Source organism: Marinobacter sp. MBR-105 (assembly GCF_053628895.1).
This window is the reverse complement of sequence record NZ_JBRJHG010000006.1, coordinates 110,391-129,580: the sequence shown is the minus strand read 5'-3', so window position 1 is coordinate 129,580 and position 19,190 is coordinate 110,391. Positions and strand designations below refer to the sequence as shown.

At 59.2% G+C, this 19,190-nt stretch carries 18 protein-coding genes; 6 read left to right on the top strand and 12 right to left on the bottom strand.

Annotated elements, in window-relative coordinates; genetic code table 11:
- Positions 1 to 208 precede the first annotated feature (208 nt).
- On the top strand, positions 209 to 1,105 hold the full coding sequence (locus ACSSVV_RS09130) for a response regulator (protein ID WP_011787006.1): 897 nt from the start codon (positions 209 to 211) through the stop codon (positions 1,103 to 1,105).
- A gap of 11 nt (positions 1,106 to 1,116) precedes the next feature.
- Here the strand turns inward: ACSSVV_RS09130 and phoR are convergent, their stop codons facing one another.
- The 5 genes from phoR to ACSSVV_RS09105 all read right to left on the bottom strand — a co-directional run bounded on the left by phoR (position 1,117) and on the right by ACSSVV_RS09105 (position 5,395).
- Complete coding sequence (gene phoR, locus ACSSVV_RS09125) at positions 1,117 to 2,439, bottom strand: phosphate regulon sensor histidine kinase PhoR (protein ID WP_113879137.1); 1,323 nt, start codon at positions 2,437 to 2,439, stop codon at positions 1,117 to 1,119.
- A gap of 86 nt (positions 2,440 to 2,525) precedes the next feature.
- The gene (phoB, locus tag ACSSVV_RS09120) at positions 2,526 to 3,218 is read right to left on the bottom strand and encodes a phosphate regulon transcriptional regulator PhoB (protein ID WP_011787004.1); all 693 of its coding nucleotides are present in this window, start codon (positions 3,216 to 3,218) and stop codon (positions 2,526 to 2,528) included.
- 121 nt (positions 3,219 to 3,339) lie between these two features.
- Positions 3,340 to 4,224, bottom strand: a complete 885-nt coding sequence (gene ubiA, locus ACSSVV_RS09115; RefSeq protein ID WP_454106127.1) for a 4-hydroxybenzoate octaprenyltransferase — start codon at positions 4,222 to 4,224, stop codon at positions 3,340 to 3,342.
- A gap of 66 nt (positions 4,225 to 4,290) precedes the next feature.
- Entirely contained in the window at positions 4,291 to 4,857 is a 567-nt protein-coding gene (locus ACSSVV_RS09110) for a chorismate--pyruvate lyase family protein (RefSeq protein ID WP_445481612.1), read from the bottom strand.
- Positions 4,838 to 5,395, bottom strand: a complete 558-nt coding sequence (locus ACSSVV_RS09105) for a hypoxanthine-guanine phosphoribosyltransferase (protein WP_023012066.1) — start codon at positions 5,393 to 5,395, stop codon at positions 4,838 to 4,840. The genes ACSSVV_RS09110 and ACSSVV_RS09105 overlap by 20 nt, the downstream gene beginning before the upstream one ends.
- Positions 5,396 to 5,676: 281 nt before the next feature.
- Here ACSSVV_RS09105 and ACSSVV_RS09100 point away from each other — a divergent pair, with 281 nt between their 5' ends.
- The 3 genes from ACSSVV_RS09100 to tesB all read left to right on the top strand — a co-directional run bounded on the left by ACSSVV_RS09100 (position 5,677) and on the right by tesB (position 8,003).
- The gene (locus tag ACSSVV_RS09100; protein WP_008173532.1) at positions 5,677 to 5,844 is read left to right on the top strand and encodes a rubredoxin; all 168 of its coding nucleotides are present in this window, start codon (positions 5,677 to 5,679) and stop codon (positions 5,842 to 5,844) included.
- Positions 5,845 to 5,859: 15 nt separating this feature from the next.
- Positions 5,860 to 7,017, top strand: coding sequence for an NAD(P)/FAD-dependent oxidoreductase (locus ACSSVV_RS09095; RefSeq protein WP_023012065.1), 1,158 nt, complete (start codon positions 5,860 to 5,862; stop codon positions 7,015 to 7,017).
- A 125-nt stretch (positions 7,018 to 7,142) separates the two neighbouring features.
- The gene (gene tesB, locus ACSSVV_RS09090; protein WP_011786999.1) at positions 7,143 to 8,003 is read left to right on the top strand and encodes an acyl-CoA thioesterase II; all 861 of its coding nucleotides are present in this window, start codon (positions 7,143 to 7,145) and stop codon (positions 8,001 to 8,003) included.
- Here tesB and ACSSVV_RS09085 read toward each other — a convergent pair.
- The 3 genes from ACSSVV_RS09085 to ACSSVV_RS09075 all read right to left on the bottom strand — a co-directional run bounded on the left by ACSSVV_RS09085 (position 7,970) and on the right by ACSSVV_RS09075 (position 12,246).
- On the bottom strand, positions 7,970 to 10,531 hold the full coding sequence (locus ACSSVV_RS09085; protein WP_454106153.1) for an EAL domain-containing protein: 2,562 nt from the start codon (positions 10,529 to 10,531) through the stop codon (positions 7,970 to 7,972). The two genes, tesB and ACSSVV_RS09085, sit on opposite strands and share 34 nt — an antisense overlap.
- A gap of 107 nt (positions 10,532 to 10,638) precedes the next feature.
- A complete protein-coding gene (locus ACSSVV_RS09080; RefSeq protein ID WP_011786997.1) occupies positions 10,639 to 11,085 on the bottom strand; it encodes a flavodoxin in 447 nt (148 codons plus the stop codon).
- A 66-nt stretch (positions 11,086 to 11,151) separates the two neighbouring features.
- Positions 11,152 to 12,246 carry a GGDEF domain-containing protein gene (locus ACSSVV_RS09075; protein ID WP_288035779.1) on the bottom strand — a complete coding sequence of 365 codons (1,095 nt, stop codon included), beginning with the start codon at positions 12,244 to 12,246 and terminating at the stop codon, positions 11,152 to 11,154.
- Positions 12,247 to 12,441: 195 nt separating this feature from the next.
- Here ACSSVV_RS09075 and ACSSVV_RS09070 point away from each other — a divergent pair, with 195 nt between their 5' ends.
- Positions 12,442 to 14,007, top strand: coding sequence for an inorganic phosphate transporter (locus ACSSVV_RS09070; protein ID WP_199452930.1), 1,566 nt, complete (start codon positions 12,442 to 12,444; stop codon positions 14,005 to 14,007).
- A gap of 100 nt (positions 14,008 to 14,107) precedes the next feature.
- Positions 14,108 to 14,374, top strand: a complete 267-nt coding sequence (locus tag ACSSVV_RS09065; RefSeq protein WP_031210303.1) for a hypothetical protein — start codon at positions 14,108 to 14,110, stop codon at positions 14,372 to 14,374.
- Positions 14,375 to 14,449: 75 nt separating this feature from the next.
- Here the strand turns inward: ACSSVV_RS09065 and panP are convergent, their stop codons facing one another.
- From panP to ACSSVV_RS09045, 4 genes are all read right to left on the bottom strand, one after another.
- A complete protein-coding gene (gene panP / locus ACSSVV_RS09060; RefSeq protein WP_031211796.1) occupies positions 14,450 to 16,126 on the bottom strand; it encodes a pyridoxal-dependent aspartate 1-decarboxylase PanP in 1,677 nt (558 codons plus the stop codon).
- 182 nt (positions 16,127 to 16,308) lie between these two features.
- The gene (locus ACSSVV_RS09055) at positions 16,309 to 16,656 is read right to left on the bottom strand and encodes a DUF503 domain-containing protein (RefSeq protein ID WP_011786992.1); all 348 of its coding nucleotides are present in this window, start codon (positions 16,654 to 16,656) and stop codon (positions 16,309 to 16,311) included.
- A gap of 209 nt (positions 16,657 to 16,865) precedes the next feature.
- Complete coding sequence (locus ACSSVV_RS09050; RefSeq protein ID WP_011786991.1) at positions 16,866 to 18,557, bottom strand: isovaleryl-CoA dehydrogenase; 1,692 nt, start codon at positions 18,555 to 18,557, stop codon at positions 16,866 to 16,868.
- 2 nt (positions 18,558 to 18,559) lie between these two features.
- Positions 18,560 to 19,189 (bottom strand): TetR/AcrR family transcriptional regulator, encoded by a 630-nt coding sequence (locus ACSSVV_RS09045; RefSeq protein WP_023009492.1) that lies wholly within the window; start codon positions 19,187 to 19,189, stop codon positions 18,560 to 18,562.
- Position 19,190 lies beyond the last annotated feature (1 nt).

Sequence of the window (19,190 nt, the reverse complement as noted above, 5' to 3'; positions counted from 1 at the left end):
CAATAGAATCGTTTGGGCATCGGCTGCCATGTTAGCGCGTTTTCCGTGTCGGGAAATACCGCCATAGCCTACAGTGCCACGTGTTTTTTTCGGTTGGGAATGGTCCCGGTGAACGCCGGTTTTGTCGTCTTTTTGTAGCACTTAGGTCACGTCAAGACCGGGATGTTCTATAGTTGGAGCATGAGTGGAATCCGGAGCAGATGTCGCTATGGCAATACTGAAGGCGCTGGTGGTCGACGACGCCAGTTTTGTGAGAGATCTGGTGAAACGGACAGTGCGACAGCGCTTTCCCGTCATTGAAACCACGGATGCCCAGAATGGCCGGCGTGCCCAGTCCCTGATGTCCAGAACCAGTTTTGACCTGGTGCTGTGCGACTGGGAAATGCCGGAGATGTCCGGGCTGGAACTGCTGCAGTGGATGCGCCAGCAACCGCAGTACCAGAAGGTGCCGTTCATCATGATTACCAGTCGCGGCGACAAGGATCATGTTATTGAGGCGGTCAAGGAAGGGGTTTCTGAATACCTGGGCAAGCCTTTCAGTCCGGATGGGCTGAGTAAGAAAATCATCAAAGTGATGGGTCGCCGCCTGAAGGACGCCATGGATCGCAGCGGCAAATCACTGGAAGGACCGGCGGAGGCGTTCAAGGAGTCCGCCGCCTTGCTCACCCAGAAGCGGGAGGCGCCGGCATCCAGGCCCGAAGCCTCAAAGCCTGAGCCCGTTGCTGATAACCCGCTGCTGAATGCAGGTAGTGCAAAAGCGGCGACCGGCAAGCCTCAGACTCGTGGTGTCATGAGTATGGCATCTGTGAGGTTTTCCGACAGTACACTGAAATCGGTGGTCAAGGATATCAATCTGACGGAAGTGCGGGTGATCGCCAAGCGGGATCAGGAATTCCCGGGGATTCTCGATCAGGCGGTGGTGGATATCGACATGGGCGATGGCCAGATGGCGCGTCTGAACGGTTACGTGCATCAGTTGCAGGCTGTGGACAAGCGCCAGGATACCGACTTTGTCAGTGTCACTATCCGTTTTGTCGATGAAGACCCGAAGAAGCTGGAGGATCTGTCACGATTTGTGGCCAGGTTCCGGGCCTCAAACCGCTAACTGAGGGCGCCTCAGTCCTCCGGAACCTGTTCGGGAATCCTCTCGACCAGTCGCTCCCTTGGAAAATGGCAGATAAATTCGCTGCCTTCGCCGACTTTGCTGCGAATTTCCAGGTTGCCGTCGTGATTGATCAGTACATGCTTGACGATAGCCAGGCCCAGGCCGGTTCCGCCGGTGTCCTTGTGGCGACTGGGGTCGGCGCGATAGAACCGTTCGGTCAGCCTGGGGATGTGGATCGGGTCAATACCGATGCCGGTATCCTTCACCGACAGGTGGGCGCCGTCGCGATTGGTGCTCCAGGCAACTGTGATGGCTCCGCCGGGCGGTGTGTATTTCACCGCATTAAACACCAGGTTGGAAAACGCACTGCGTAGCTGGCTTTCATCGCCCTGCAGCAGTCGGTGGTCACTGATCTGAACCGTGATCTGGTGGCCCTTGTCGCCGCTCAGGGCCCGGGCATCATGACAGATCTGGTTCAGCAGGGCGTCGACATCGGTCAGGGTGTCATCCACCGTATGCTCGCCGGTTTCGATACGGGACAAGAGAATCAGATCTGTGATCAGGGCCTCCATCCGTGAGGCCTGTGCCGCCATGGTATTGATAGCCCGGCGCCACTTGGCAGGCAGCTCATCACCATGATCCACCAGGGTTTCAAGGTAGCCACTGATCACGGTCAGCGGTGTGCGCATTTCATGGGAAACGTTGCCGACAAAGTCCCGCCGCATTTGTTCAAGCTGATACAGCCGGGTGACATCCTTGGCCACGATCAGTCGGTCATCGTCGCCGAACAGGCTGATCTGGATCTGCAGATGGATGTGGGGCTTGGCCGGCGAGTTGATTTCCAGGGGCTCGCGGTAATCCCGGGTATCGAAATAGGCCTTGAATGCCGGGTTGCGGATCAGGTTATGGATGTACTGACCCTGATCGGTGCTGCGGCGGAAACCCAGCAGGTATTCGGCCGAGCCGTTCCACCACTCCATGGCGCCACGGGCATCGGTCATGATAACGCCGTCGCGCATGGCGTTGGTGGATTCCTGAACCCGGTTGATACGGGCCCGCAGGCGATCCTGGGTCATCAGGTGGTTCTGGTTCAGCTTGTGCAGGCTGTCGAAGATATCACCCCACAAGCCGATGCTCTGGGGCGCTTCGTCGGAAGCGCTGGGGTTGCCCAGCCACTGGTAAAGGCGCCGGGCCTGGACCAGGGTCCACCAGAGATAGGCAACAAGTCCCACCAGCAGCCCGTAGAGCGGCTCGCCGAAATAGAACCCCACCAGTGTGGTGCCTGCGAGCGCGGTGATGATCAGTCTCAGGTAACGGGACCAGTTGTGTTGCATCCACTACTGCCTTGTCGTGTTGCCGGCGCTGATGCCGTGATCGCCGGACGATGAGGGGCGGTCCGGAGCTGTCGTCAGGGAGTAAATCAGGCCACTTTGGTGGAAAACCGGTAGCCCGTTCCCCGCACGGTCTGAATCAGATGATCGTACCTGTCTCCCAGCGCCTTGCGCAGGCGGCGGATGTGAACATCGACGGTGCGTTCCTCGACATACACGTTGCCGCCCCAGACCTGATCCAGCAGTTGAGACCGAGTATAGACCCGTTCCTGGTGAGTCATAAAGAATTGCAGCAGGCGGTACTCGGTCGGGCCCATATTAATGGCACCGTCGACCGTGGTCACACGATGGCCGATCGGGTCCAGGGTCAGACCGTCCACTTCGATGGGGCTGTCGACACCCGGCGGTGTGGCACGACGCAGAACCGCTTTCAGGCGGGCTACCAGCTCACGTGGGCTGAACGGCTTGGTGATGTAATCGTCGGCACCGACTTCCAGGCCCTGAATCTTGTTATCCTCTTCCACCTTGGCGGTCAGCATGATGATAGGGATATCGGCGGTGGCCTCTTCTTTCTTCAGCCGGCGCGCAAGTTCGACACCGCTGGTTCCCGGCAGCATCCAGTCCAGCAGGATCAGGTCTGGTTGCTTGTCGATAATCAGGGCATGGGCTTCACGGGCATCCGCTGCCTCCAGGTAGTCGTAATCCGCCATTTCGAGCGCGACCGCAATCATTTCACGGATAGGCGCTTCGTCATCGACGATCAGGACAGTTTTTCCACTCATATGCATCAACCTGTGTCAGACCTCGGGAGTTCTCTGATCAGAGGTGCGAACACACTCCCTTGTAATGTTGCCGAGTCATTACAACGCGTCTTTGTTACAAGTATATGACATGGGCGGGTAGTCAGAACGCCAGATCCAACGCCAGACCCAGAAACACTGCAAAGCCGGCCCAGTTGTTATTGAGAAATGCCTTGAAGCATCCTTCCCGGTTCCGCTCCCTGGCCAGGTACTGGTGGTAGACGAAGAGCGTGGCCATGGCCACAACGCCGAGATAATAGAAGGAGCCCAGTTCCGCCCGCTGGCCCACCATCACCAGAATCACCACCACCATGGTCTGCAGCAGAGCAATGATCGCCCGATCTGCATCACCAAACAGGATGGCTGTCGATTTTATGCCGACCTTCAGGTCGTCATCCCGGTCGACCATGGCATAGAGGGTGTCATAGGCGACCGTCCAGAGCACGTTGGCGGTAAACAGCAACCAGGTGAGCTGACTGAGCTGGTTGGCCTCAGCTGCCCAGGCCATGGGAATGGCCCAGGAAAAGGCGGCGCCCAGAAACAGCTGGGGCAAATGGGTGTAACGCTTCATAAACGGGTAGATAAAGGCCAGCAGTGCACCACCGAATGACAGATACAGGGTCAGGGTGTTGGCGAACAGCACCACCATCAGAAACGACACCAGGCATAGCCCGGCAAACAGGGCGACGGCTTCCCAGGCACGGACCCGGCCGGCGGTGAGCGGGCGGTCTTTGGTGCGTTTGACATGGCGATCCCAGTCCCGGTCGGCAAAATCGTTGATAGCACAGCCTGCCGCCCGCATGAAGAACACGCCGAGGGTAAAAATCACCAGATTGGCAAATGACGGGACCCCCTCGGCCGCCAGCCAGAGTGCCCAATAGGTTGGCCACAGCAGCAACAAAGTGCCGATCGGGCGGTCGATGCGCAGCAGGCGTGCGTAGTCAGCCAGGCGGGCATGAACGTGGGTGGGCAGGGTGATCTGCAACATAGGAGCTGGTATCCGCGTGTTGATGCGTGAGAGTGCATCCGATTATAGCCAGCTGTAGCGGTAGGGTTAACCCCGGTTGGGCGACTGGTATAACCGGGGTAGAAGATATTCCCCCACCAGAAGAGCGCAGGAACCCCGGTGGAACAGGGATCTGCGGGCAAGACGAGGGTGACCGTTGCTACGGGCTTTGCAGAGACCTGTTTCCAGAGGCCCCCGCTGCCACTCCGGGCTGCTGAACAGATAGGCACCCAGGGGCTTGTTGCCAAGATTGCGCAGGCGGCGGCCATGGCCATGCAGACAGGTCTGTGGGATCACTGTCCGGGCCAGCACCCAAGGGCGGCCGTCACCGCAAAGGCGAACTTCCCGTACCCAGGCGAGCTGGCGCGGTGCCAGGTTCAGGCGCTTTGCCTCTGCAGGGGTTGGGGTCGAAAAACCCTCCCTGAGAATCTCAACGTGAAAGCGTTCCTGACATTTTTGCTGCAGGGCCCGGGTAAACGATCCCTCCACCGTTAGCCAGTAGCGGGCCGGGCCATGAACCTCAGGACAGTAAAGGCCGGCCGCCACCAGCGACCGGTACCAGAACGTGGGAGGTATGCTCAGCTCGGGGGGCTGGTCACAGTCCTTTAACGGCATAGATTCCCGGAGCGTTGCGCCAATAGCCTTTATAATCCATGCCATAGCCTAACAGGAATCGATCCTCAACGTAAAGGCCGGTAAAGTCTGCCTTCAGGCCGGGGCGTGCCTTGCGATCGTGCTCCTTGTCTACCAGCACCGCAGTCAGGACCTCGCTGGCACCATGAGCCAGGCAGTAATCTGCAATGGCGCACAGCGTCGTACCCTCGTCAAGGATGTCGTCGACGATCAGAACCGTGCGGCCTTTCATGTCGGCTTCCGGCTGCAGCTTCCATTCCAGAATGCCGCCGGTGGTCTCCTGGCGGTAGCGGGTGGCATGCAGATACTCCGCCTGAACCGGAAATTTCAGTCGTGGCAGGAGCTGACCGGTCAGGATCAGGCCGCCGTTCATGACGCAGAACAACAATGGGTTGCTGTCTTTGAGGCGATCGGTGATGGCGCTGGCCATGGTGTCGATGGCGGCATGCACCTGCTCTTCGGGAACCAGGCAGTCAGCGTCTGCCATGACCTGGTTCATTTCAGCGACGGTATCGGTCATAACGATCGGGTCCTGTCCAAAACGGCGGATTATACCGAAGTGGGGCGATCGAAGGGAGGGGCGCGGCGGTATTGCCGGGTCTGTAATTGTGGCTATTGGCAGAAAACCCCGATCCGGGCTGTCGGTGGTGGCATTGGTCAACGCCGGTGTCGCGGTTATGATGGCAGCCAATCGGGTGAGTGGTGGTCGGCTGGAACTCGGTCGCATTTTGTGATCTTTGTGCTTGATTGCTTTATTGTTCGACAATAATATCCTCGCAGACAAATCGGTGGGAGTTAGTTATGAAGAAGTGGCAGTGTGTGGTGTGTGGTCTGATTTACGATGAAGCCGAGGGTTGGCCGGAGGACGGTATTGAGCCTGGCACCAAATGGGAAGATGTGCCCGAGGATTGGGTTTGCCCGGACTGCGGTGTGGGCAAGGAAGATTTTGAAATGATCGAAATCGGCTAAAGGCAGGACAGAGTCATGACCGAGCAGACACCTATTGTGATCGTTGGTACCGGTTTGTCGGGTTACTCACTGGTACGGGAATTTCGCAAACTGGATAAGGAAACCCCGGTCATTATGGTGACTGCCGACGACGGCGTCAGCTATTCCAAGCCTATGTTGTCGACCGGCTTTACCAAAGACAAGGACGCGGATGGTCTGGCCCAGGCCAACCCTGAGGCTATGGCCGAGCAACTGGGGGTGGAGATTCGCCCCTGGTCCACGGTTACGGGCATTGATACCGATGCCCATGAGCTCAAGCTGGGCGACCAGTCCATACGCTATGCCAAGCTGGTTCTGGCCTGGGGCGCCGACGTCATCCGCCTGAGTCTGGATGGTAACGCGCAGGACCGGGTTCATTCCATTAACGACCTGATGGATTACCGTGCCTTCCGTAAGGCCCTCGCCGAGGGCAAGCGGGTCGCGATTATGGGGGCAGGCCTGATCGGGTGTGAGTTTGCCAATGATCTGCGCAATGGTGGCTACGAAGTGGATGTTATCGCCCCGGACTCATCTCTGATGCCCAGTCTGCTGCCGGAGGCAGCCGCTGGTGCCGTGCAGGCCGAGCTGGAGAGGCTTGGGGTTCGGTTTCATTTGGGGACGGTGGTTGAGCGGGTAGAGACGCAGGGCAGTGGCGTCGAGCTGATGCTCGGTAATGGTGAGCAACTCCAGGCCGACCTTGTTGTGTCTGCAGTGGGGCTGCGCCCCCGCACTGAACTGGCCCGCGAAGCCGGGATCCGTTCCGGCCGGGGTATTCAGGTGAACCGGGCTCTGGAAACCTCCGCACCGGATGTCTTTGCCCTGGGTGATTGCGCCGAAGTGGACGGGCGCGTTCTGCTTTATGTGCTGCCGTTGATGGCCTGTGCCCGGGCGCTGGCGAAAACACTGGCCGGTGCGCGCACGGAAGTCAGCTATGGCACCATGCCGGTGATGGTAAAAACACCCTGTTGCCCGACCGCAGTCTGCCCACCGCCGATGGATGCCGAGGGCGAATGGCAGGTGGAACAGGACGGGGCTGACGTCAAAGCCCTGTTCCGGAGCCCGGACGGCGACACGCTTGGCTTCGCGGTGACCGGCCGGTTTGCTCTGGAAAAGCAGACACTGGCGAAGGAAGTCCCTCCTATTCACCGGGACTGAAGCCTGCGGCTACCAGTGAGGTTGGCTGGTAGCCGATTGCCGTCTTTGGCAGTTTCAGCCGTTGCGAAATTTTCCTGTCTGGGGTAGAAAACCCGTTCGTGAGCTAACAAAAGACAGGAGCGCGCATGCTGGATGTAACCCGAAAACTGGTGGAGTTGCTGGATCTTTCCCCGATCGGAGACGATCATTTTCAGGGCGACAGTGAGGATCTGGGCTTTCCGCATGTATTCGGGGGGCAGGTTCTGGGGCAGGCCCTGATGGCGGCCAGCCGGACCGTCGAAAATCGCCTGTGCCATTCCCTGCACGCCTATTTTCTGCGCCCTGGCAATCACAGCATGCCGATCGATTATGAAGTCCAGCGGGTTCGGGATGGCGGCACGTTCTCGGTGCGCCGGGTGATTGCCCGTCAGGACGGCAAGGAAATCCTGACCGGTTCCATGTCGTTCCAGGTCGCAGAAGACGGATTGGATCATCAGGTTGCCATGCCGGCAGCGCCGGACCCCGATACGCTCAAGTCGGAGCAGGACTGGGGCAAGCTGATCGCAGATAAAGTGCCGGAGAAAATGCGGGACATGCTGACCCGTGACCGGCCCATAGAGATCCGTCCGGTAGACCCGATGAATCCATTCAAGCCGGAAAAGCGCCCGCCCCATCGCCAGAACTGGTTTCGGGCCCTCGGACCTTTACCGGATGACCCGGTACTGCATCGGTGTCTGCTGACTTATGCCTCTGACTTCTCCTTTCTGGGAACGTCCCTGACTCCTCACGGGCGCACCTTCATGAGCAAGAACATGCAGGTTGCCAGCCTGGACCATGCCATCTGGTTCCATCGGGATTTCCGTATGGATGACTGGCTGCTTTATGACAAGGACAGTCCGAGTGCCTCGGCGGGCAGGGGCTTCAATCGGGGTAATTTCTTTACCCGGGATGGTGTTTTGGTGGCCTCCACCACTCAGGAAGCACTGATCCGGGAACGTAAGGCCTGAGGATTGTAGTTGCCGAGCCAGTCAACCATTTCGTTAAAGGGTAGCGGTCGGGTTAGGAAGTAGCCCTGTATCAGATCGCACCCCATGTCGTGCAGCAGTGACAGGGTTTCCTCATCCTCCACCCCCTCGGCCACCACTGTGTAGCCGAGGCTGTGGCACATATCGATGGTGGTGCGCACGATCACTCTGTCTTGCTCCCGTTCCGCGATATCGGTAATCAGCGAACGGTCGATCTTGATTTCTCCAGCTGGCAATTGCTTGATGTAGGACAGGGATGAATAGCCGGAACCGAAGTCGTCAATGGAGAGCGGAATGCCCGCGGCATCAAGCGCATTCAGCGCCCGCAGGGAATTGGTAGGGTCCTGCATCATGGAGGTCTCCGTGACCTCGAAGGTGATGGCCCCGGAGTGGATCTGGTAGCTTTGCATCAACCGTTGCACGAACACGGCAAAATCCGGTTCCCGTAGATTGTTGGGCGAGATGTTGACGGCGATTCCGGCATCCCAGCCGATCTCCAGCAGCCGCCCGCGCATTTCCAGGGCCTCTTTCAGTACCCAGCGTGTCAGCGGTTTGATTAGGCCGGTCTGTTCGGCCACTGCGATGATTTCATCGGGCCGAACCGGCTGTTCCCGTCCTGGCCAGCGAATCAGTGCCTCAAATCCGGTAATAGCGCGGGTACGCAGGCACAGCTTGGGCTGCAGGAACAGCGTCAGTTCGTCGTGATCAATGGCGTGCCGCAGGTCGGAGACCAGAGTCAGTCGGTCGGCGCTGTAGGAGTCCCGGGAGGATTTGTAGTAGGCAATTCCGCGGTCTCGGGCGCGGTCAGAACCTTCGGCGATCACCGCCCGGCGAATCAGGGTGTTGGCATCGTTTCCGTGAGTCGGGTAGAAAGCCACGCCGAGCTGTGGGTTCAGGGGAACCTGCATGCCAAGGAAATCTACCGGGTAGCGGATCTCTTCAATGCTGCGCAGCACGATTCTGGGTACCGACAGCGCCTGGTCAGCATCCACCACAAAGGCAAAGGTTTGCGGGTCGAGGCTGGCCAGGAAGAAGGTTCGGTTGTCGGTCTGCTCCAGAGAGATGGCCCCAGGTACATCCTTGATCACCGCGTTGTAGTGTTTGGAGGCCAGCTCCAGTATGCGGTCGGTGTTGCGGTGGCCCAGGGTCTTGGTGACCGCATACAGGTTGTCCAGATGGATAATGACCACGCCGAAGCGTTTGCCGCGCTGGCTCCGGATCAATTCGTTCAGGCGCATTTCATAGCTGCTGCGGTTAGGCAGGCCGGTGAGCGGATGATGCAGGGCCTGGTCCATCAGCCGGAGTTCGGCCGCGCGTCGGGCTTCAAGCGCCTTCAGTTCAGCCTCCTGGGCCAGCACTTTCTCCTGGCGTTCGTGATATATCCGGATGGCAAGGGCGAGGCTGAGGAGTATGGCCTGGAAGGCCGAGCCCAGCTGCATGCCATACACAGAGAAGAAGCTGGTGGCAATCAGACCGTACTTATTGGCGGCGGTAATGGCACTGCCCAGAGTGACGGCCCCCCAGGCCAGAGTGTAGTAAACCGCCTGTGGATTGCCTCTGGCCCACTGTATCGGTCCGACAACCGTTAACAGCAGGCAACTCGGCATGGCCAGAGCGACAGCCAGTCGGATACCCGTGCCATAGTCAATCACAGTTGTGGCAAGAGCAAGAGCCAGGGCGCCGTTTAGCAGGATAGTGCCGAGTATGAGTCGATCGAGTTGGGGGCTGCATTGCTCCAGTTTCAGAAAGGATCTGGCGAACATGAGTGTGAAAAGCAAGGCCAGTGGTATGGACAGGACCATGGCGTTGCTTTGCAGGCCAGGAAGCGCGGGCCAGATAAACTGGTAGGTAATACCGTTCAGGGTGCCGATCAGGATCAGGTAGCCCAGAGTCGAGAGTACGTAATAGAGGTAGATAGACTCCCGGAGCGCCAGGAACACAAACAGGTTGAAGCAGATGGCGGTAATCAGGATTCCGTAGTACAGAGCGTGAACCTGGCTTTCTACGGAGGTCTTCTCGAAAAAACTGCGATTGTTCCACAGCCTGAGCGGCACTTGCATGGCACCGTCGGTGTCGATTCTCAGCAAGATGCGGTAGTCGTGACCGGCTTCAAGCTGGAACGGAAACAGGAAATGCGGATGCTCCACCGGGCGCTCCGAGAACAGCATGCGGTCACCGGTCTGGTAGTTCAGCTGGATTTCGCCGTCCCGTAACAGATAGAAATCGATCCGGTCGAGGTGCGGGTAGGTGATTTCCAGGAGATTGGTGGTTTGGGGCCGGGTGATGGGGAATTTCAGCCAGACCTGGTCACGGGTGTAACCAAAATTAGGCGTTTGTTCGTTCAAGATCTGCCAGTCGCCGGATTCCAGGGCCTGTTGCGGGCTGCGTTGGTCGTCCGGTGCCAGTCTCAGGTACTCAATGACTGGGATATAGCCATCACTGGCAGCCATGGCCGGAAGCGAAAGCGCCAGAAGAATCAGCAGGGCTGCCAGGAGTCGGGCCAGTTGCATCAGAATCACAGGTTACCGTTCTTGTCGTTATGGCCTGAGTATGGCCTGTCGTCTGGGGCGGCTCAAGCTGTAACCGGCAGACTTTTGGTAACTTGTGTAATTATTGGTCAAATGCCGTTAATCCAGTTCCGTACCCAGGGCAGGGCCTCGGCTTCCGGCTCCAGAGTTTCCAGCGCATCAATCCGCAGGGTGTCGCCGACCTTGCGGGCGCCGGTTTCGTAAAGCGCTTCCTCCATCAGGTCTCCGGCACCGCAAAAGGTATCGCCATAGGAGCTGTCGCCCAGCACGATCACGCCAAAGGGGCGGCCGGGTTGTTGGGGGAGTTGTTCGCGCAAATCCAGATAAAACGGTAACAGGTTGGCAGGGACTTCTCCCTGGCCGGTGGTGGAGGTGCATACCAGCAAGGCATCGTGGTTGTCGCTGATATCGGCCAGAGTTGGATTCTCCAGAACCGTGACGGTATGCCCTTCGGGTTCCAGTTCCTGCTTGATACGGCGCGCTGTCAGCAGGGCGCCCCCGTAAACGCTGCCGGTTAGAATGCGGATTGCTGCCATGACCACTGCCTGTGTTGGTGGGGTGGAATATTCGGGAGCAGATAGTAATGGCGTGGCGGGTTCGGCTCAAGCCGGCGTCTGTGGGCTGGGCCCGGCGTCCTGGCTCCTTACCCGGGGTGAAATTCGATTCCGGCCGCTCTCCTTGGCGTTGTAGAGCTGCACATCTGCTTGCTTGAGTAATTCGTTGATCGATCCGGATTTGGAAATCGAGCATACCCCGGCACTGATGGTGACCGGCAGGGTCTGTTCCCGGTGGTGAAAACGGGTGGCCGCCACTTCGGCGCGCAGGCGCTCAGCCAGTGTGAGGGCCTGCAGCAAGGTGGTGTCGGGCAGTAGCAGCAGAAACTCTTCGCCGCCCCAGCGGGCAGCCACATCCGACTGGCGGACCATTTGCCGGACCAGATCGGCGAACTGGCGCAAGACCTCGTCGCCGGCATCATGGCCGAAATCATCGTTAATGCGTTTGAACAGATCCAGATCGATCAGCACAACGGAAAAATGGTGGCCGGAGCGCTCGAACCGCGAGAATTCGGTGTTTAGCCGGCCCTGCATGTCCCGCCGGTTGGCCAGCCCGGTCAGTTCGTCGGTGCGGGCAGCGTGTTCGTGGGCCTGGGCCAGTGCCACCAGTTTGTTGCGGGCTCGTAAACGTCCGGCCTCCAGCACGAAACAGAAGATCGACTCAAAGGTAAGTGTGGCGAAGAAACGGATCTTGAAGTCAGTGCTGTATTCGGCACTGACGCCGGGCATATCGGGAAACTGAAAAACCAGGACGGCCAGCAGGTAGCAGAACAGCAGGATGGCGGTGCCACCCTTGAGGCTGGTCAGGTAGAACAGCAACGGTGGGAACACATAGAACCAGAGTGGGCCCGTGTTGCCCTCGCCGCCGGAGGCAATCAGGTAGGTAAACAGCAGGCCGACAATGACCAGCAGGCCCCTTTTCTGTACCGTTCGATCCCGGCGCCAGGCGTACCAGCCTATATTGGCGACAATTGGAACAACAAATGCCCAGAGCACCCATGCGTGCAGATGATGCTCGGCATACCACGCCTTGGCCCCGATCCCGGCCAGGAACAGGACCGCCATGGCTGACAGGCCATTGAGCAGCCGGGAGATCTGCAGCTCTTCATGCTCGCTGGACTGGATTTGGCTGGTATTCGTCATTAACTGTTGTTCTTTTTGACATATTTTCCGGAATTATGCGTCAAAAACCATCTGAATTGCAGCATTAACTATCAGGATTGTGAAGGGGGCCATCAACCGGGATTTGTTTCAATTTGATGGCAAAAAATTTATAGTTTGCCCCCGGCGAATACTGCCGAAACCCCTTCTGTCCACAAGACAAGAGAATCAATTGGTATGGCCCGTTCCAGCAGCTTTCTGGATAACCTTCTCACCAGCCCCTCCACGGAACGGTACAGGGTCGGACTTAGCGTACTTTTCCTTCTTTGTGTCTGGCTTGTGGTTGGCTCCTTCAGCCAGGGCTTGCCTAACGCCATGTTATTGATGGCCGCCGCCGTTATCGGGGGCTACATGGCGATCAATATCGGGGCCAACGATGTGGCCAACAATGTCGGTCCGGCGGTGGGCTCCGGCGCCTTGTCACTGGGGGCAGCCGTTCTTCTTGCCGCGGTATTCGAGGCGGCCGGCGCGTTGATCGCCGGTGGCGATGTCGTGTCGACCATCAAGGGCGGAATTATTGATCCGACTAGCCTGGAAGATCCGCGCGCTTTTGTCTGGCTAATGACGGCGGCCCTGCTGGCGGGCGCCTTGTGGCTGAACCTGGCCACCTGGATGGGCGCGCCGGTTTCAACCACCCACTCAATCGTTGGCGGTGTCCTGGGGGCCGGTATTGCGGCTGGTGGCTGGACCATTGCCGATTGGGCGGTGATGGGCAAAATTGCTGCAAGCTGGGTGATCTCACCGGTGCTGGGCGGTGCCCTGGCGGCGTTGTTCCTGTTCGCAATCAAGAAAACCGTACTGTACCGCCAGAATCTGGTGTCTTCTGCCCGTACCTTTGTGCCCTGGCTGGTGGCGATTATGGCTTGGGCCTTTGCCACCTATCTGATGATCAAGGGCGTCAAGAAGATCGTCAAAGTGGATATGGTGGAAGCCTCGGTGATCGGCCTGATTGTGGCGGGGGTAGTGTTTTTCGTGATGCGGACCCTGGTGGGCCGCAAAGCCTCGACCATGGAAAACAGTGCGCAGGGGGTGAATACCCTGTTCACCTGGCCGTTGATCTTCGCCGCGGCCCTGCTGAGCTTTGCCCACGGCGCCAACGACGTGGCCAATGCCATTGGCCCTTTGGCGGCCATCAATGATGCCATTCAGGCCGGTGGTGGTGTGGTTACCTCAGCGAAGATCCCGCTTTGGGTGATGCTGGTAGGCGCATTGGGGCTGGCGGTCGGGCTCATGCTGTTCGGCCCGCGCCTGATTAAAACCGTGGGTTCCGAGATTACCGAGCTGGATAAGACCCGGGCTTTCTGTATTGCACTGTCTGCGGCACTGACGGTGATTCTGGCTTCCCAGCTTGGCCTGCCGGTCAGTTCCACCCACATTGCCATTGGCGGCGTTTTCGGTGTCGGCTTCCTGCGTGAGTACCTGAAATCCAACTACGCGACCCAGTTGCACAAGATCATCGAACAGCATGACCCGACCGATCAGGAGCGCCTCAAGCCGTTCCTGGATGATTTCCGTAATGCCTCTGTGGAGGAAATGGAGAAGCTGCTGAAGCAGGCGAAGAAGAAAAAGCAGCAGGTGCCTTTGTCCAAGTCGGAGCGCAAGCGCCTGAAGAAGATTTACCGCGAGGAGATGGTCAAGCGCTCCCATCTGGTAAAGATTGCCGCGGCCTGGATCATTACCGTGCCGGCGTCAGCGATTATGGCGGCGTTCCTGTTCTTCACTCTGCGTGGCCTGATGGTCTGACCGTTGTGCGGGGCTGGTGATGGCCCCGCGCTTTGTCCATACTATAGGTAATGCATCCGGCAGGCGTGGCCTGTCGCTATCCATATTCGGGGAGTACAACATGAGTTCATCTGTCGAGAGCCGTCAGGCGCGGATGATTGAAGAGTTGCGGGTGTTCATCAAGAAAGTGATGAGCGATCCGACGATTGCCGTGAAATCCATGGAGATTGCCCGCAAGTACAAGGGCGAGGCCAATGCCGATGAGCTGATGGCTCGTGAGATCAGTGCCAATACCACGATCCGGATTCCGGAGAGCTGGAGTGAGGCCGACAAGATGTTTCTGGAAATCCTGCACGAGGTGCTGGATGACGAAGAGGCGCTTTACTGATTCTGGCTTTGGAGCAGGTTGGGGCTCCCACAAGCCCCGCCCCGCCCCACGCCGCGGAGCTGTATTCCGGAAGCACTAGGCCTGCCTGGCCTCTTTCTGGTTCTGCTTCAAAACCGCCGCAGCCATCTGGTGCAGGATGGCCATTTCATCGGCAATCCCATCTTCCTTCGACAGTTCCCTCTGCTCCCTGAGAATATCTTCCAGAATATCCGGCGTTGTTAACGGGTTGGCCAGAACCACCCGGAACACAATGCACGGGAAGTGATAGTAACGGGCCGGCTCCAGCCGGGTTCGGGAGACGAAGGCTTTGCCGCGTTCCCGCTGGGTTTTCTGGATGAATTTGGTGATGCGGTTCAGGCAGGTATTCATCTTTTCTGCCTGCAGCTCATCGGCCATGGCCAGTGCCTGGCGTACATCTTCCGGGCAATAGCGGTAGGTCAGGATGTTCAGTTCCGGGCGGGTGACCAGTTCGAAATCCGGTTGTTCATCGATCATGTTGGCAAAGGTTTTGGCTTTGTCGATGCCCTGGTCGATGAGAATTTCGTAGCCTTCTCTGGCGAGGATTTTCAGGCCTGAGTGGATCAGCATGGACATGCCCGGCCGTGAGCCCTCCAGGGTGGTGCTGCCGAGGTCCCGGGAACCTTTCCGGATGATGTACTGGGCGTGGTGCTCTACCGCGCTGGCGAGGCTGGGGTCTTTGAAGACCACCAGGCCGGCACCCATGGGTACGTAAAGCTGTTTGTGGGCGTCGAAGGTGACCGAGTCGGCCTTTTCGATGCCGCGCAGCAGGTGCCGGTGTGTGCGTGAGAACAGGGTTGGCCCGCCCCAGGCGGCGTCGACGTGGAAGTGGGCGCCGAATTCCCGGGCGATGTCGGCCATGGCGTCCAGTGGGTCGACGTTGCCGGTTTCGGTGGTGCCGGCCACGCCGCAGATGGCCATGATCTTGATCTTCTGCTTCTGCAGCTCCAGGCATTTGTCGCGCAGGGCGTCGGTCTGGATGCGGTTGAATTCGTCGGTTTCCACTGGCACCAGGGCGTCCCGGCCAAGACCGAGTACGTCGGCGGCTTTGCGCAGGGAGTAGTGGCCGCGTTTGGAAACGACGATGGCGGCGCCTTCATGGCCGTAGTATTTCAGGGCGCGGAACAGGCCTTCTTCGTGCAGACCGCGGAAGCTGCCTTCAGCGGGGAAGGCTCGGTTGCGAGCCACCCACAGGGCGGTGAGGTTGGCGACCGTGCCGCCGGAACACATGGCGCCCAGGGCGTGCCGGGGATCGTGCATCCATTTACGATAGAAAGAACCGTCTTCCTGGTACACCAGCCGGTGTATCTGGCCCAGTACCTGGCGTTCCATGGGCGTGAACGCCTTGGAGGTTTCGGTTTTCACCAGGTTCTGGTTCAGGGCGATCATGATCTTCGACAGCGGTAGCATGAAGTAGGGCAGTGCCGAGGTCATGTGGCCGATGAACGCGGGTGACGCGGTATGAACGGAGTTGGCCACCAGTTTGTCGAGCAGGAACTGGGTCTGCTCGGAGACAAAAACAGGTTTCTCCGGGATGACGTAGTCGGAGAAGTCTTTCTCGACTTCGGACAGGTCCCGTTCGATGGCGACGATGTGCTCCTGGAGGAATCCGGCCAGGTTACGGGAGATGTCCTGGTCGATCCGGCTCAGGGTCGACTCCGGCGCTTCGGGCACCGTGAACACGCGATACATTGCCTCTAATGAGGCCTGGGCGGATTTTTTCTTTCCGGTCATAGCACCACACACATTCAGTGGTATCCGATGGGTTGGTTCCGGAAACCCGTCGGATGGAGCCGGGCGTGGCCCGGTTGCGAAAAATGTCTGCCAGCCGCCAAGCGGGGCATTGGTTCCCTGAGGCTGCGTAGTATAAGACCTGTCAGGCAATGACGCCATGCCTGGCGGGCCACTGGTCCGGGTTAGAGGATTTCCCGGTGTACATCCAGGATGGCGGCGTCGATGCGGTCCTGGATGTCTTTTTCCACCTGGTCAAGGCGCTGGGTGATCTGCTGGGCGCTGGCGCCCAGGGCGGCGATGGTCCAGGTGGCACAGTCGAGGGCTTCCTGGTCGGCGGTTTCGGCGACGGCGAGGTCGGGTTCTCTGCCCCAGATGGCCTTCATGGCGGTGAAGGCTTTGCGTTTGGCTTTCAGGTCTTCGCAGCCGTAGAGCTGGAAGTGCAGGGTGAGGACGCCTACGTGGGGGGTAATATCCTGGTGCTGTTGTGGGGTTTTGCCTTCTTTCAGCAGTTTTCTAAGGGCTTCTGACATGGTCCGATACCGCGTGTTGGTGCAGGAACCGGCGGGGGATGGCTTTCCAAAAACCGCTCCTTCGGCACATCCTTGTGGCGCTTCTGCTCCGCCATCCCTGGCTCCGCAAATTTTTGGAAAGCCATCCCCCGCCGGTTCACAAACCTCGCAAGGGGAGTCTTGTCAGTCTGCTGGCATCTTACTGGTGCGCCTAGCGGACTGAGTTTCCTCTAGCCTACTACAGGCGTCCCCCGTTTGATAATCGCCGCCGGGTTGGTGCCGGAGGGCAGGTTGCCGTAGTTCATGCCACCGCCGCTTTGCAGGCGTGAGGCGCAGAATGCGTCGGCGACGTCTTTGTCGCCAAAGCGCAGCAGCAGGGAGCCCTGCATGGCCAGGGCCATGCGATCGACCAGGTTGCGGGCCCGGTACTGGAAATCGCTGATGTCGGCGAAGTCGTGTTGCAGTTGTGCCAGGTACTGGTCGAAGCGGCGGTCGGTGCCACGGGCTTCGGCCGTTTCTTTGAAGAAGGCGTCGAGGGTTTCGGGTTCTTTCTGAAGGGCGCGCAGGGTGTCCAGGCACTGGACGTTGCCGCTGCCTTCCCAGATGGCGTTGACCGGCGATTCCCGGAACAGGCGGGGCATGATGCAGTCTTCCATCACGCCGCTGCCGCCGATGCATTCCATGGCTTCGTAGGCGTGGTTGGGGGTGCGTTTGCAGATCCAGTATTTGCCGACGGGGGTGGCCAGGCGGGCCAGCAGGCGTTCGTGTTCGTTGTTCTGGTTGTCCATGGCCCGCGCGACGCGCATGGTGTAGGCGAGGGCGGCTTCGTTTTCGATGATCAGGTCGGCCAGGACGTTCTGCATCAGCGGCTGGTCGCTGAGGGTTGCGCCGAAGGCGCTGCGGTTGTGGCAGTGGTGCGTCGCCTGTGCCACGGCCTGGCGCATGCCGGCGGCGCTGCCAATCATGCAGTCGAAGCGGGTCATGGCGACCATTTCGATGATGGTTCTGACGCCGCGGCCTTCCTCGCCCACCATCCATGCCAGCGCACCGCGGATTTCCACTTCGCTGGAGGCGTTGGCAACGTTACCCATTTTGTTCTTGAGTTGCTGTACCTGCCAGGGGTTCTTGCTGCCATCTGGGCGCCATCTGGGCATCAGGAAGCAGGACAGGCCATTGGTGGTCTGGGCCAGTACCAGGAAGGCGTCGCACATGGGGGCGGAAACGAACCATTTGTGGCCGACCAGTTCGTAGGCCTGTCCGGGACCTTCCCGTCCTGTCGGGTAGGCCACGGTGGTGTTGGCGCGCACGTCGCTGCCACCCTGTTTTTCGGTCATGGCCATGCCGATGGTGACGGAGGTTTTGTCGCCGTCTGGCACGTTGCGACTGTCGTATTCGTTGGCCAGGATTTTCGGGGCCCAGAGTTTGGCCAGGTCTGGCTGGTTCTGGATGGATGGGATGGCCGCGAAGGTCATGGTGACCGGGCAACAGTGAGCGGCTTCCACCTGGGAGTGCAGGTAATACTTGGCGGCCCGGGCCACGTGGGCGCCTTTGCCCGGGTTGGTCCAGGGGGAGCTGTGCAGGCCGTTTTCCAAGGCCACGCGCATGAGTTCATGGTAGGCCGGGTGGAAGGTGACTTCGTCTACTCGGTGGCCGTAGCGGTCGTGGGTGCGAAAGCTGGGTTTGTTGGCGTTCGCCAGGTTGCCCAGCTCGATGGTGTCGGCCTTGCCGGCCCAGGCGCCGAAGCGGCTGAGGTCTTCGCTGGCGTGGCCGGCGCCTTCTCGCAATACGGCTTCCCGGAGCGCGCTGTCCTGTTCGTAGAGGTTATAGTTTTCCAGCGGTCGGGGCTGGTTGATGACCTCGTGAGTGGCTGACAGATAGTGGCTGTCGGCGTTGGACTCGGTCTTGCGCTGCGGGCTGTTCATGGTTAGCTCCTGGTGCCGGTTAACCCCCGTAGGCAGAAGCAAACGATGGTGTCGACCAGCTCATCTTCGTTGTTGTCGTGTCCCGGTGGTGTTTCTGTCTGGGTCGGTGACAGCGGCCCCACCAGGGATTCCGAGATGGCGCCAACCAGGCAGGTGCTGGTAAGGCGGGCATCCTGATCCGGTATGCAGCCCTCGGTTATGCCGCTCCGGATCGCTTGTTCAAACAGGTTGGCGTAGGCTTTGCGGTATACCAGTCGCTCTTCTTCGACTTTCGGGTCTACCGGCTCGGCAATCAGTGCCCAGGCTTTCATCGGGCCTTTCAGGGCCCGACGGGCGAACTGACGCAGAGCGTTGTCCAGGCGTTCAACCGCACTACCGCCTACCGCGAGTGCTTCGGCGACCTTGTCGACCTCACGTTGGGTGGCCAGGCGAAAGATTTCCGCAAACAGGTCCTCCCGTGACTCGAAGTGGCGGTAGATGGTGCCTGTGGCAACGCCGGCCAGTCCCGCGATGCGGGTAATGCGTGCGCTGCGGAAACCGCCTTCGGATACGCACTCCCAGGTGCATTCAATGATCTTTTTCCGCGCTTCGGCTTTGCGCTGGCGCATTTTTTCAGTTTCGCGGTAGGCCATG